At 68.8% G+C, this 13,217-nt stretch carries 14 protein-coding genes; 8 read left to right on the top strand and 6 right to left on the bottom strand.

The genetic code is table 11. The features are described 5' to 3' along the window. From sucB to G6019_RS03115, 4 genes are all read left to right on the top strand, one after another. Nucleotides 1-816 (top strand): 2-oxoglutarate dehydrogenase, E2 component, dihydrolipoamide succinyltransferase (gene sucB, locus G6019_RS03100; RefSeq protein ID WP_182627020.1); only part of this gene is annotated, 816 nt, incomplete at its 5' end. Between the two features lie 83 nt (nt 817-899). Beyond that, nucleotides 900-1,577: a lipoyl(octanoyl) transferase LipB gene (gene lipB / locus G6019_RS03105; RefSeq protein WP_107756176.1), complete on the top strand. Its 678-nt coding sequence runs from the start codon at nt 900-902 to the stop codon at nt 1,575-1,577. Between the two features lie 21 nt (nt 1,578-1,598). Then, complete coding sequence (gene lipA / locus G6019_RS03110) at nt 1,599-2,609, top strand: lipoyl synthase (protein ID WP_107756175.1); 1,011 nt, start codon at nt 1,599-1,601, stop codon at nt 2,607-2,609. A 113-nt stretch (nt 2,610-2,722) separates the two neighbouring features. After that, entirely contained in the window at nt 2,723-3,478 is a 756-nt protein-coding gene (locus G6019_RS03115) for a DUF4191 domain-containing protein (RefSeq protein WP_107756174.1), read from the top strand. Nucleotides 3,479-3,577: 99 nt separating this feature from the next. Here G6019_RS03115 and G6019_RS03120 read toward each other — a convergent pair whose 3' ends face one another. Beyond that, nucleotides 3,578-4,066, bottom strand: coding sequence for an RDD family protein (locus tag G6019_RS03120; protein WP_182611938.1), 489 nt, complete (start codon nt 4,064-4,066; stop codon nt 3,578-3,580). Nucleotides 4,067-4,285: 219 nt separating this feature from the next. Between G6019_RS03120 and glnA the strand changes: the two genes are divergently transcribed. Beyond that, a complete protein-coding gene (gene glnA / locus G6019_RS03125) occupies nt 4,286-5,719 on the top strand; it encodes a type I glutamate--ammonia ligase (protein ID WP_182611939.1) in 1,434 nt (477 codons plus the stop codon). Nucleotides 5,720-5,816: 97 nt separating this feature from the next. Here glnA and G6019_RS03130 read toward each other — a convergent pair whose 3' ends face one another. The 4 genes from G6019_RS03130 to G6019_RS03145 are packed head-to-tail and all read right to left on the bottom strand — an operon-like array spanning nt 5,817 to nt 10,321. Beyond that, on the bottom strand, nt 5,817-6,272 hold the full coding sequence (locus tag G6019_RS03130) for a PaaI family thioesterase (RefSeq protein ID WP_095719133.1): 456 nt from the start codon (nt 6,270-6,272) through the stop codon (nt 5,817-5,819). Between the two features lie 19 nt (nt 6,273-6,291). Beyond that, nucleotides 6,292-7,758, bottom strand: coding sequence for a PLP-dependent aminotransferase family protein (locus tag G6019_RS03135; protein ID WP_241725852.1), 1,467 nt, complete (start codon nt 7,756-7,758; stop codon nt 6,292-6,294). After that, nucleotides 7,755-9,191 carry a CoA transferase gene (locus G6019_RS03140; RefSeq protein WP_194307535.1) on the bottom strand — a complete coding sequence of 479 codons (1,437 nt, stop codon included), beginning with the start codon at nt 9,189-9,191 and terminating at the stop codon, nt 7,755-7,757. The genes G6019_RS03135 and G6019_RS03140 overlap by 4 nt, the downstream gene beginning before the upstream one ends. After that, entirely contained in the window at nt 9,188-10,321 is a 1,134-nt protein-coding gene (locus G6019_RS03145) for a branched-chain amino acid aminotransferase (protein WP_241725853.1), read from the bottom strand. Before G6019_RS03145 ends, G6019_RS03140 begins: the two co-directional genes overlap by 4 nt. Nucleotides 10,322-10,496: 175 nt before the next feature. Here G6019_RS03145 and G6019_RS03150 point away from each other — a divergent pair, with 175 nt between their 5' ends. The 3 genes from G6019_RS03150 to G6019_RS03160 all read left to right on the top strand — a co-directional run bounded on the left by G6019_RS03150 (nt 10,497) and on the right by G6019_RS03160 (nt 12,806). After that, nucleotides 10,497-11,360 (top strand): SCO6745 family protein, encoded by an 864-nt coding sequence (locus G6019_RS03150; protein WP_182611941.1) that lies wholly within the window; start codon nt 10,497-10,499, stop codon nt 11,358-11,360. A 180-nt stretch (nt 11,361-11,540) separates the two neighbouring features. Continuing rightward, the gene (locus tag G6019_RS03155) at nt 11,541-11,951 is read left to right on the top strand and encodes a hypothetical protein (RefSeq protein ID WP_107756170.1); all 411 of its coding nucleotides are present in this window, start codon (nt 11,541-11,543) and stop codon (nt 11,949-11,951) included. Nucleotides 11,952-11,996: 45 nt separating this feature from the next. Then, entirely contained in the window at nt 11,997-12,806 is an 810-nt protein-coding gene (locus G6019_RS03160) for a DUF1206 domain-containing protein (RefSeq protein ID WP_017835590.1), read from the top strand. 12 nt (nt 12,807-12,818) lie between these two features. On the opposite strand, the gene G6019_RS03165 is transcribed toward G6019_RS03160, so the two are convergent. Further along, the coding region (locus tag G6019_RS03165) for a DUF732 domain-containing protein (protein WP_182627023.1) at nt 12,819-13,217 on the bottom strand (399 nt) is incomplete at its 5' end.

The raw sequence follows: 13,217 nt of genomic DNA on the forward strand, positions 1-13,217 counted from the left end.
GAGGGGGGTGCCGAGGGCGGCGCGGACGCTCCCGCGGAGAAGAAGGCCCCGGCGGGCGGCCCGTCCACGGCCGGGGTCCGGCCCGAACTCGCGGAGCTGCGCGGGACCACCAAGAAGGCCAACCGGATCCGCAAGATCACCGCCAAGAAGACCCGCGAGTCGCTCCAGACCAGCGCGCAGCTCACCCAGGTCTTCGAGGTGGACATGAGCCGCGTCGCGCAGCTGAGGGCACGGACGAAGAGCCAGTTCGCCGACACGCACGGCGTCAAGCTCACCTACCTGCCGTTCTACGCCAAGGCTGTGGTCGAGGCGCTGGTCTCCCACCCGAACGTCAACGCGTCGTACGACGAGGACAGCAACGAGATCACATACCACGGGTCCGTGAACCTCGGTATCGCCGTGGACACCGAGGCCGGGCTGCTCTCACCGGTCATCCGCGACGCCCAGGACCTGGACATCCCCGGGCTCGCCAAGGCGATCATCGACCTGGCGGAGCGGGCGCGGGCCTCCAAGCTGACCCCGGACGACCTCCAGGGCGGGACGTTCACCATCACCAACATCGGGAGCGAGGGTGCGTTGTTCGACACCCCGATCCTCGTGCCGCCGCAGGCGGCGATGCTGGGGACCGGTGCGATCGTGCGGCGCCCCGTGGTGGATGTCGACGACGACGGCGAGTCGATCGCCATCAGGTCGATGGGGTACCTCCCCTTGACCTACGATCACCGCCTCATCGACGGCGCCGACGCCGGCCGGTTCCTCACCACGGTCAAGGACCGTCTCCAGAGGGCCGAGTTCGAGGGGGACCTCGCGCTGTAGGTCTCGACGACGGAACGACGGGCGCCCTCCCCCGGAGGGCGCCCGTCGTCGTCGTCGGGGTCGTCCCGCCTAGAGTGGTCGCCATGTCGCACACCGGTCAGTCCCTGCGCCGCGATCCGGTCGAGCCGGAGATCCGCCGACTCGGGACCGTCGAGTACACGCCCACCTGGGATCTTCAGCGGACACTGGCCGAGGAGAGGGCCGAGGGCACCCGCGGGGACACGATCCTGCTCCTGGAGCACCCGGCCACGTACACCGCCGGCAAGCGCACGGAGCCAGCGGATCGCCCGGTCGACGGGACCCCCGTCGTCGATGTGGACCGGGGTGGCCGGATCACCTGGCACGGGCCCGGGCAACTGGTCGGGTACCCCATCATCGCGTTGTCGGATCCCATCGACGTGGTCGAGTACGTACGCCGGGTGGAGCAGGCCCTCATCACCACCTGCGCCCGGATGGGGGTGGAGGTCGACCGGGTGGACGGCCGGTCCGGGGTGTGGTGTCCGGCCGGGGACGGCCGGCCGGAGCGCAAGATCGCCGCCATCGGGATCCGTGTCCAGCGCGGGGTGACGATGCACGGTTTCGCGCTCAACTGCGACTGTGATCTCGACGCCTACTCGCGGATCGTCCCCTGCGGGATCGTCGACGCCGGGGTCACGTCCCTCTCGGCCGAACTCGGACGGGACGTCCCCGTCTCGGAGGTCCTCGACCAGGTCACCTCCGACGTGGTGGAGGCGCTCGACGGACGACTGCCCGTGCAGTGAATCGAGAGTAGGCTTGCGGCCGTGACTGTGACTCCCGAAGGCCGCAAGCTGCTCCGCATCGAGGCCCGTAACGCCGAGACGCCGATCGAGCGGAAGCCGTCGTGGATCCGGACCCGGGCCACCATGGGTCCGGAGTACAAGGAACTCAAGAGCCTCGTCAAGACCGGTGGTCTGCACACGGTGTGCGAGGAGGCCGGGTGTCCCAACATCTACGAATGTTGGGAGGACCGCGAGGCCACGTTCCTCATCGGCGGCGAACAGTGCACGAGACGCTGCGACTTCTGCCAGATCGACACCGGTAAGCCGAGCGCCCTGGATCGCGACGAGCCGCGACGGGTGGCGGAGTCGGTGCGCGAGATGGGTCTGCGCTACTCCACCATCACCGGTGTCGCCCGTGACGACCTGCCGGACGGCGGCGCGTGGCTGTACGCGGAGACGGTCCGCAAGATCCACGAACTCAACCCCAACACCGGGGTGGAGAACCTGATCCCCGACTTCAACGGGGACCCGGACCAGCTCGCGGAGGTCTTCGAGTCGCGGCCCGAGGTGCTCGCACACAACCTGGAGACGGTCCCCCGGATCTTCAAGCGCATCAGGCCGGCGTTCCGGTTCGACCGGTCCCTCGGAGTGATCCGCGCCGCCCGTGACTTCGGGCTGGTCACCAAGTCCAACCTCATCCTGGGGATGGGCGAGACCACGGAGGAGATCGTCGACGCGATGGTCGACCTGCATTCCGCGGGGTGCGACATCCTCACCATCACCCAGTACCTCCGGCCGAGCCCGCTGCACCACCCGATCGACCGCTGGGTCAAGCCGGAGGAGTTCGTGGAGCTGTCCGAACAGGCGCGCGAGATCGGTTTCGCCGGGGTCATGGCCGGCCCACTGGTGCGGTCCTCGTACCGGGCCGGTCGCCTCTACGTCCAGGCTCTCGAACACCGCGGCCAGGAGGTTCCCGAGCATCTCGCGCACCTGACCTCCGGCGGCGCCGCCTCTCAGGAGGCCTCCTCCGTGCTGGCACGCAGCCTGGCCTGAGTCCCGCACGGGCTACCGCGTCTCCGCCCCGGTCGCCCGGCGCGTCTCACTCGGCCCCCCTGCGGTGAACCGCGGTTCCCGGGCGGTGGTGCCCGCCACGTATCCTGAACGGTATGGCGAAGAGCGAGGTCAGCAAGGCGGACAAGAAGGCGGCCCGGGCTGCCCGGCGGCAGGCGAGCAAGGCACAGCGCGGCCAGATGTGGCAGGCACTGAAGATCCAGTCCAAGCAGGACAAACTGCTGTGGCCGCTGATGATCGGCGCGTTGATACTGTCCGCCGTCGCGTTCTTCCTCCTGGGTTCGCTGTGGGGTGGCCAGTGGTGGATGCTTCCACTGGGTGTGCTCACGGGTCTGATGCTGGCGATGGTCATCTTCTCCCGCCGCGTCCAGAACACGGTGTTCGCCAAGGCCGAGGGCCAGCCCGGTGCGGCGGCGTGGGCACTGGACCAGCTCCGATCCGGGTGGCGCGTCAACCAGGCCGTCGCCGCGACCACCAGCTTCGACGCGGTCCACCGCGTGGTCGGACGGTGTGGGATCGTCCTCGTGGGCGAGGGGCAGCCGCACAGGCTCAAGCCGCTCATGACGCAGGAGAAGAAGAAGGTCGCCCGCGTCGTCGGCGACACCCCGATCTACGAGTTGATCGTGGGTGACGAGGAGGGGACGACCCCCGAGCAGGTCCCCCTGCGCAAGCTCAACCGCCGCCTGACCAGGTACCCGATGAACATCAACCGCGCGAAGGTCGACGCCCTGGACACCAGGTTGCGGGCGCTCGGGACCAAGACCGGAATCCAGAACCAGATGCCCAAGGGCCCGCTCCCCCAGGGCGCGAAGGTCCGCAACATGCAGCGCAGCGCCCGCCGTCGGGGCTGATCCCGCACGAAGCCGATCGGTCGGGGTTACCCGGCGACCACGGGGACGGCGCACGGGCTCCCGGTTCCGGCTCAGCGCGTCCGGCTCACCGCGTCCGGATCACCGCGTCCGGATCAGGGCCGTGCCCGTGGCCCTGTCGTGCAGACCGCGACCGTCCTCGTCCTGAACGAGGGGCGGGATCAGGAAGAACACGAAGAAGACGCGGACAATGGCGCGAATGAGCCCGACCCGGTCCTCGGCGTCGATCCGGGCGGTTCCGATTCCGAAGAGTGCCTGCCCGGGAGTCTGCGCGAAGAGCCAGACGCACACCACTCCGGACACCCCCCAGAGCAGCGGGGTCGCCCAGCTGGCGACAGCAGAGAACGTCTCCCCGCCGAGAAGCCCCGCCCCTCCGAGTGAGACCACCAGTCCGACGAACCCGTAGGCGAGGAACCAGTCGACCAGGAGCGCACCGAGTCGTACCCCCAGCGGCGCGAGGGACCCCTCGCCGTGCTCGGGCAACCCGAGACGCTCACCCTTGTACGCCTGCTCCGGCTCGGCGCCGGACGACGTGGGGCCTGACAGCCATGATCCTGCAATTTCTCGCATGCTCCCAGGGTAACCGGGGCACGGATGGGCCCAGTATCGGTATTCCCTCACCATGGTTGACTAGGCTGGCCCCAGTGGGAGGGACGTCACCCGGCAGGCCGCTGTAACACCGCCGAAACATTCGGTTGACGGCCGGGCAACACCCCGCCCATATCGTGAGGTCACCGCACGACGGGCGGCACCGGTTGCCTGTCGCACAGAGAGACGAGGAGCGACATCGTGGCATTCTCCACTCCGGACGAGGTCATCAAGTTCATCAAGGACGAGGGCGTCGAGTACGTCGACATCCGGTTCACCGACTTGCCGGGCAACGAGCAGCACTTCACGATCGCCGCTGCGGCGTTCGACGAGGACCTGTTCGAGGACGGCCTGGCGTTCGACGGCTCCTCGATCCGGGGTTTCCAGTCGATCCACGAGTCGGACATGATGCTCCTCCCGGACGTCGCCACGGCGCGGCTCGACCCCTTCCGTAGGGCCAAGACGCTCAACATCAGCTGCTTCGTCCACGATCCGTTCACCCGTGAGGCCTACAGCCGCGACCCCCGCAACGTCGCCCGCAAGGCCGAGGAGTACCTGGTCTCCACGGGTATCGCGGACACCTGCTTCTTCGGCGCCGAGGCCGAGTTCTTCGTCTTCGACTCGGTCCGGTACGGCTCGGGCACCAACCACGGCTTCTACGAGGTCGACTCCATCGCCGGCAACTGGAACACCGGCTCCGGCCAGGAGGCCGACGGGTCGCCCAACCTCGGTTACAAGGTCCGCGAGAAGGGCGGGTACTTCCCCGTCGCCCCGTACGACCACTTCGTCGACCTCCGCGACGAGATGTCGACCAACCTCACCAACGCCGGCTTCGAGCTCGAGCGCTTCCACCACGAGGTGGCCGGTGCGCAGCAGGAGATCAACTACAAGTTCAACACCCTGCTCCGCGCCGCCGACGACGTCCAGCTCTTCAAGTACATCGTCAAGAACACCGCGTGGAAGAACGGTAAGTCCGCCACCTTCATGCCGAAGCCGCTCTTCGGTGACAACGGCTCGGGAATGCACGCCCACCAGTCGCTGTGGAAGGACGGCAAGCCGCTGTTCCACGACGAGTCCGGGTACGCCGGCCTGTCCGATATCGCCCGCTACTACATCGGTGGCATCCTGCACCACGCTCCGTCGCTGCTGGCGTTCACCAACCCCACGATCAACTCGTATCACCGCCTGGTGCCGGGTTACGAGGCGCCGATCAACCTCGTGTACTCGCAGCGCAACCGGTCCGCCTGCGTGCGCATCCCGATCACGGGCAACAACCCCAAGGCCAAGCGCATCGAGTTCCGCTGCCCCGACTCCTCCGGCAACCCGTACTTCGCGTTCGCCGCCATGATGATGGCCGGTATCGACGGGGTCAAGAACAAGATCGAGCCGATGGCGCCGGTGGACAAGGATCTCTACGAGCTCCCGCCGGAGGAGGCCGCCGACATCCCCCAGGCGCCGACCTCGCTGCCCGCGGTCATCGACCGTCTCGAGCAGGATCACGAGTACCTCACCGAGGGCGGTGTGTTCACCGAGGACCTCATCGAGAACTGGATCACGTACAAGCGTGAGAAGGAGATCGCCCCGGTCAACCTCCGCCCGCACCCCCACGAGTTCGAGCTCTACTACGACTGCTGATCCGAGGGTGTCCACCCACGATCTCTGATCACCGAAGCGGCGGCTGAGCTGCGGAGACGGTGTCCACCGTCTTCCGGCATCAGCCGCCGTTCGTCGTTCACACCTGGTGATCCGGGGTGTCAGCGAGACGGATCAGCGTCTGGCGGCCGGTCGCGACATGAACACGCCTGCCGGCCTCGAGGGTGAAGGCCTCCAGTCGGCACACCGTGAGAGTGCGGCCACTTCTGATCACCGTGGCTTCGGCGATGAGGGACTCGCCCACGGCCGGCGCCAGCAGATTCACTGTGAAATCAACTGTCAGGATTGAATCCGCGCGTGTGTACGTCGACAGGCCCGCATAGCCGCCCGCGGTGTCGGAGAGCGAGCTGGTGACTCCGGCGTGAAAGTAACCGTGCTGCTGTGTGAGGTCGGGACTGAAGGGTGCGCGGAGCTGGCAGAATCCGCGGCGCAGCTCGGTGATACGGGCGCCGAGATGGCGCATCAGTCCCTGACGCGAAAAGCTGGCCGCGACGTGGTCGGCGAGTTCGGCGGGGATGTTCTCGGAGGCGTCCACTGTCTTCCTTCGGTCAGCGCTAGAGCATCGGGTGCGGCGGGGTCTGCGTCCCCGGTGTGGGCACAGGGTCAAGGGATTCCCACGCCTCGCGAAGAATGCAGACTCCGCGTTCTAGGTGGTCGGCCCCCGCGGTGAAGGGCACACGGATGAATCGCTCGCGCGCGCCATCGATTCCGAACCGAGGCCCGGCGGTGATGCGGACTCCCCGGGGTTGGCAGGCAGATGCCAGCGCTGAGCTGAGGGGTGCGCCGAGCTCGACCCACAACGCCAGTCCGCCATGCACGTCGGGGATGCGCCAGTCGGGGAGACTGGTTCGCAGGAGTGAGACCAGGAGGTCCCGGCCAGCTCTCAGTTGATCAGCGCGGCGGGTCAGGAGCAGGTCGTAGCATTCCAGTACCCGGGTGGCGATGAGCTGTTCGATGACGGGTGTGCCGAGGTCGTTCGCAGGCCTCCGGGTGATCAGGCGGCTGATCATGGCGGGTTCCGCGCGAATCCAGCCGACTCGCAGGCCACCCCAGATGGTCTTGCTGAGCGACCCCACGCTCACCAGCGTGTCGGCGTCTCGCGTGGTGGTCAGCGAGGGGAACGTCGGCGGGCTGTCGGGTCGGTCGATGTCGAGGTCGGCCGTTGTCTCGTCGATCAACACCAGGGCACCGTTGCGACGGGCACTCGCGATGACCCGCTCGCGTTGTTCGGCGTTCATCGACGAGCCGGTGGGATTGTGGAAGTCGGGGATGAGGTAGATCAGTTCGGGACGCACTCGCTCGATGGCGCTGACCAGGTGGTCGATGTCCCACCCGGTCGTCGTCACCGGGGTACTGACGAGCCGCCCGCCGGCGTTGCGGAGCGCCTCGTAGGCGTGCGGGTACGTCGGCGTCTCGATCAGGACTCGATCGCCGTGCCGTAGCACTGTCCTCGCGGTCAGAGCGATGGCGTTCTGGGCGCCGAGGGTGATCAGAATCTGATCGGGTCCGGTCTGGGCACCGTGCTCGGTGTAGCGGGCGGCGATCGATTCACGCAGGCGTTGCTGGCCGACGAGGTCGAACCCCGAGTGCTCGAGCACGGTGGGCGCCCGGTCGGCCACCGCGCGGACGATCTCGTCGAGGCCGGCCACCGGGGCCGGGACTGATCGTGCGAAGTCGACCTCGAGGTCGCTCCGGCCGGGGAGCGCCCGCGGAAGGACCAGGACACTTCCCGACCCTCTCATGCTGATGAGGTGTCCGCTCTCGCGCAGCGCCCGGTAGGCCGCGACGATCGTGGTGCGACTGCGGCCCAGCTCCTCGGCCAGTTCACGCTCGGCGGGCAGCCGCGTGTGAGTGGCGAGTCGACCGTCGCTCAGCAGCAATGTGATTCGGTCACTGAGGGCCGCGTAGACCGGTTCGGCAGAGTCCCACTCACCCAGTAGCGTCGCGAGTTGTCTGGCGCCGATGCGGGAGCGGGCCAGCGGTCGTCTCGTCGCCTGCCGGCGACGGGGTGTCGACGTCATCGGGCTCGACCGCCATCCATCCGAGCACCCCGCTGGGATGGCCGGCTGGCCCAGGCTGCAGCGTCGCCGCCCCACCGGCCGGCGGCCGCGGGGTATCGCCCCGGGGCGTCCGGGACACTGATCGCGGGCGCAGCGAAGGTCACCCTCCCCGCATCGGAGGTCACGGTCTGGGTGGTCGGCGGCGCCACCGGTTCCGCAGCACCGGCGTCACGTGGCCCGGGGACGGTGTTCCCGGTGGTCTCGAGCAGCTCGTGGGCCAGCCGGCAGAGCGACACCGAGACGTGCACTGTCGCGCCGTCGGAAGCCTGGTCGACAAGACTTCGGGCAATCGCGGCGGCGAGGAAGTGCCCCGCGCTGTGGTCGAGGGCCTGCGCCGGTAACGCTCCCGGGCGTGCCCCATCGGGGCTCTCGACCATCGCGATGCCGGTCGCGGCCTGGACGATGCTGTCAAACCCGCGCCGGGAACGCCACGGCCCCTCGCGTCCCCACGCGCTGACCGAACCGATCACCAGGCCCGGGTAGTCCTCGGCGAGTTGATCGGGAGACAGCCCATAGCGGTCCAACGCGCCCGGGCGGTAACCGGTGACCACCACTTCAGCGGTCGCGAGCAGGTCGGTGAGCACCCGCCGATCGACCCGCGACGCCGGGTCGAGGGTGGTCGAACGTTTGCCCTGGCCCGTGTCGAGGTGTTGCCAGTCGATCTCGGGAAGACGCGGTGAGTCGACTCGGAGCACGTCGGCACCTGCATAGGCGAGATCGCGGGTGGCCACGGGCCCGGCGATCACCCGGGTCATGTCGAGAACCCGCAACCCCGACAAGGGCAGCGAGCACCCGCCGGGCCAGCGCCGCGCTCGGGCCGCTCCCACTGTCTCACGACGGATCAGCGGCGTATCGGCCACGGCGGCCGCGTGCGGATGACGCGCCCACGCCTGACGATCACGGACCGCAACCACAATCGCGCCCTTCTCGGCCGCGATGTCCTCGAGTTCGACAGCACTGCGTTCGGCGACGGCCGCTGCGAACGTCTCGACGCCGGCTGCGTCATCGAGCCCGAGCAGGAGGCGCAGCCGCTGTTCATGGTGTGGATAGTTCGCATGTGTGCGAACCCAGCCGTCGCGGGCCGGCCAGAACCCGGACAACGGTGCCCACGCCCGCGGGAGCTGGTCGTCGAGTCGGAAGTGCCTCTCGCTGGTCACCGACGTGGTGATGAGATCGCCCCGAAGACGCAGCGGACGTGGCTCTCGCCGACCCCGCATGGCAGCGACCTGTTCGATCGCCGCAGAAGCCATGCCGATGCTGTCGGTGACCAGCTCGGCGACATCGAGCCGGGAATCAAGCCTCACCGGTGGGTTCTCGCACCCGATGTCCCCCGGGTCCCCTGCGGACGCACCGAGATCGTTCCACGCCCGTTCCGCGAAACGGCCCACCGTCATGAGTCGGCCCGCCCGAGATCGGACATCCACTCGTGGCGGTCGTGTCGATCGCCGTGGTGGAGCGACGACAGCTCAGCACGCATGAGTGATGCGACAGACCGGGAGCCAGGAGGAGGGGTCTCGATCAGCAGATCCTCGCCGACCAGCCCGGCGACGGGAGTGATGACCGCGGCGGTGCCGACGGCGAAGACCTCTCTCAGTTCACCACTGGCGGCGGCGGCGCGCCATTCCTCTACGCTGATCGGCCGCTCGATCGCGCGGTATCCCATATCCCGCGCGAGGCACAGGACACTGTCGCGGGTCACACCCGCGAGAATCGCTCCGCTCAGAGGAGGCGTCACAAGTGTCCGATCGGCAAAGACGAAGAAGATGTTCATGTTACCGGCTTCCTCAACCCACGTCCGGGTGCTCGCATCGGTGAAGAGAACCTGAGCGCATCCGTTGGCCCGCGCCTGGTGCAGCGCGGGCAGTGATGCCGCGTAGTTGCCGCCGCACTTGGCCTCTCCCGTTCCGCTGGGTCCAGCCCGTGAGTAGTCACGGGACAGCCACAACCTGATGCCGTTGTCCGCGTCGGCGAAGTAGGGACCGGCCGGGGAGGCGATCACTCCGTACGTCGCCTCGCGCGACGGACGAACTCCGAGAAAGGCCTCGGTGGCGATGAGGAACGGTCGCACATACAAGCTCGCGCCCCTCTGGTGCGGGACCCATCCGGCGTCGGCTCGCGCCAGTTGCCGAATCGACTCGATGAACAGGCTCTCCGGTAGTTCCGGCATCGCGAGGCGAGCTGCCGACGACGCGAATCGGCGCGCATGAACATGTGCGCGGAACGCCCGCAGGTGACCGTCGGCGTGGCGATACACCTTGAGCCCTTCGAAAACCCCCTGGCCATAGTGGAGGACCGCTGATCCCGGATTCAGCGACAGCGGACCGAACGGCACCACGCGCGCGTCGCGCCATCCGCCTGTCTCGGAGTAGTCGATGAGGACCATGTGGTCGGTGAAATGGTGGCCGAACTCCGGATCGCCCAGGGCGCGTGAGAGTCGCCCGTCCCCCGGTGGTCTGGTGCTCCGTCGGACGATGAAGGCGTCACCGGCTCTCTCGGCGTGGCCCAGCGGGACGTCTGTGGTCATCAGCGAGCTCCTTCTTCACGACGCGACGCTCTCGAGTGAACCCCGTGGGCCGTGCGGCGTCGCCATCCAATCCGGCACGGCTGGACTGGTCCACGCTCCTCACGACCACCCGGGGAGTCCACCCGGTGCGACGTGGCAGTGGCCAGATGCCCCGCGATCAGGACAGCATGGCGTCATGTCCCCCACCGACAGGGTCCACAGCGGCGAACGACGACTGTGGCGTGCCTACGAGCCCATCCACGCGATCTGCTACTTCCACCCGCAGTTCGCTTCGACCATGAGCGAAACCGGGCTGACAGGGTGGTGGAACGGCTACTTCGCGGGACGCGCCGCCCCTCTGGGGCCGACGCCACCGCAGGTCGTGACCTCCCTGTTCTACGGCTTCTCACCCGCGATGGTCGCCCGCGCGGTCCCCAAGATCTGGACCCGGATCACTCCGGAAGCCGCCATCGACGCACGGCTCGATGCCGCTGAGAGGGTTCTGGCCGAGCACGCCGACGCCGGTTCTCGCGACGAGTTGCGCCGCGTGACGGACGACCTCGAACGCGTCATCGACACCCTGTCCTTCGACGGACGGGCCCTCGCGAGCGCCTGGTACTCGGTCCCGCGACCGACGTCGGTGCTGCAGCGCCTCTGGTTGGCCACCACGGTCCTGCGCGAGCACCGCGGCGACGGCCACGTCATCGCCGCCACCGCCACCGGCTTCACGGGCCTGGAGGCGGCCATGACCCACATCGCCACGGGGCAGGTGAGCCGACGCATCATCCAGGAGAACCGCGGCTGGACCGACTCGCAGTGGGCGTCGGCGCGTCGCGCGCTCCTCGACCGCGGAATCCTCTCGGACGAGCAGACGCTCACCCCTCGAGGCACCGCGCTGCGCGACCGGATCGAAGACCTCACCGACCAGCTCGCCGCATCGTCGGTGCTGCTGTCGGACACCCCCGGCGGAACCATCGACGTCCTGACCTCACTGGCCCGGGCGCTTATCGACCGCGGGGCGGTCCCCGCCTCCAACCCCATCGGGGTTCCCCGCCCGTGACAGTCGACGCCACCGCGGCGTTTTCGCACTTCAGGGCATGTGAAGCACATTCTTTTCTCGCGTCCGATCCAGCAGGTCGGAAATAGTTCAAACGCCCCGGCCCCCGTGGCCGGGGCGTTTACCGTTGACCCGAGGACCGTGGAACGCCGTGAGGCGGGGACGAGAAGGGGTCGGGAGCTCGTGGACGCAGACGACGTGGATTTCCGGAGTGCGTCCCCGAGGGCCAGGCCACTCAAGGTGGTCGCGGCCGCCCTCGACCCGGACCACGAACCGGGGGCCGACCCGAAAGGCGAGAGCTACCCGGTCCTGCTCAAACTGTCTCGGGTGCTGGACCCCGAGGAGGCGAGGTTGCTCCTCGAACGCAACCCCTTCCTCCATGCCAGCGCGGGTTCGCGCAAGCTCATCGCCATGGACACCTCGGTGGAGACACTGCGGGAGCAGAAGGACCGGCTCCAACTCCTCCTCGCCGAGGTCGAGGCGGACGCTCTCGCCGAGCAGGCGCGGCGACGCTCGGAGGAACACCGCGCGGCCGAACAGCGGGTGGCCGAGCTCCGGCGCCGCAACGACGTGCTCGGCGAGATCGAGTGGTGAGCCGCTGAGGTCGTGGGGGGCCCGCTCTCGTGGGAGAGTGCTGTGATGAAGACCCCTCGCCCGCCCCGCTCAGTGCGGGGTGCCGCCCGCTCGGCCGTCGACCATCCCGCACTCGAGTGGCTGGCCCGTGCCGGTTTCGTCATGAACGGGATCCTCCACCTGCTCGTCGGGTGGATCGCGATCCGGATCGCGACGGGGTCGGGCGGCGAGGAGGCGTCCCACTCGGGTGCCCTCGCAGAGATCGCGTCCGCCCCGGGTGGCCAGGCGCTGCTCTGGGCCGGCGCGGTCGGCTTCCTCGCCCTGGGCCTGTGGCAGGTCGTCGAGATGATACTGGGGTCCGAGGAGGCCTCGGACAGGGCCAAAGCGGGAGCCAAGGCCGCGGTCTACCTGGCCCTCGGGGTCACGACGGCCCGGTTCGCCTCGGGAGGATCCGATTCGGACTCCGAGACCGCGTCCGGCACCACCGCCGGACTGCTGGGCTCCGGAGCGGGTAAGGTCGCGCTCGTCGTGGCGGGCCTCGTGATCATCGGCGTCGGCGCGCATCACGTCTACACGGGCGTCACCAAGAAGTTCGTCGAGGAGCTCGAACGCACCGGCGGCGGCACCGTGGGGCGGGCCATCGTCGTCTCCGGACAGCTCGGGTACATCGCCAAGGGCGCCGCGCTGGTCATCCTCGGCGGCCTGGTCATCGCGGCGGTCGCGACGGCGGACCCAGAGAAGGCGGGTGGCCTGGATGCCGCCCTGCGGACGGTCGGCGCGCAGCCGTTCGGGCAGATCCTGCTCATCACGACCGGGGTGGGGATCGCTCTCTACGGTGTCTACTCGATCGCGCGGGCCAGGTACTCCCGGATGTGAGACGCCGGGCCGTCAGCCGAGCTTGGGGAAATTCTGGGGGCAGTAGGTCCCCACGGCCGCACCCAGGAAGAAGCCCTGCTGCTCCGGCCCGAGTCGCCCGTGCTCACCCAACCAACCCGATACCTCGTCCATCTGCTGACCCCCGTCGAAGCGGCCGCATGCCTCCGTCGCGGTGGCCACCGGATCGACGCCCTCGGGCAACACCACGCCCTGCCTCTGCAGCAAAGCGGCGAAGTCGCCGCCACCGGGGGCGACGGGCGCGGGCTGAGCCGCCGGGGGTTCGTCCGGTCGGGGCTCCGGTTCGGGTTCGCCCGGCAACGGTTCCGGCCGCGGCTCGGGCGGCGGCGGAGGGGTCACCGGCCCGGTGGGCTTCTCCGGTCGCTCCTCGGCGAACGGGGTGCTCGTGGCGGA

Source organism: Dietzia sp. DQ12-76, assembly GCF_014145045.1.
Taxonomy (GTDB): domain Bacteria; phylum Actinomycetota; class Actinomycetes; order Mycobacteriales; family Mycobacteriaceae; genus Dietzia.

Coding starts and splice junctions, on each gene's coding strand:
- lipB (WP_107756176.1), top strand. CDS start 900: ATGTCGCACACCGGTCAGTCCCTGCGCCGCGATCCGGTCGAGCCGGAG.
- G6019_RS03115 (WP_107756174.1), top strand. CDS start 2,723: ATGGCGAAGAGCGAGGTCAGCAAGGCGGACAAGAAGGCGGCCCGGGCT.
- G6019_RS03120 (WP_182611938.1), bottom strand. CDS start 4,066: ATGCGAGAAATTGCAGGATCATGGCTGTCAGGCCCCACGTCGTCCGGC.
- G6019_RS03135 (WP_241725852.1), bottom strand. CDS start 7,758: ATGACGTCGACACCCCGTCGCCGGCAGGCGACGAGACGACCGCTGGCC.
- G6019_RS03140 (WP_194307535.1), bottom strand. CDS start 9,191: ATGACGGTGGGCCGTTTCGCGGAACGGGCGTGGAACGATCTCGGTGCG.
- G6019_RS03145 (WP_241725853.1), bottom strand. CDS start 10,321: ATGACCACAGACGTCCCGCTGGGCCACGCCGAGAGAGCCGGTGACGCC.
- G6019_RS03150 (WP_182611941.1), top strand. CDS start 10,497: ATGTCCCCCACCGACAGGGTCCACAGCGGCGAACGACGACTGTGGCGT.
- G6019_RS03160 (WP_017835590.1), top strand. CDS start 11,997: ATGAAGACCCCTCGCCCGCCCCGCTCAGTGCGGGGTGCCGCCCGCTCG.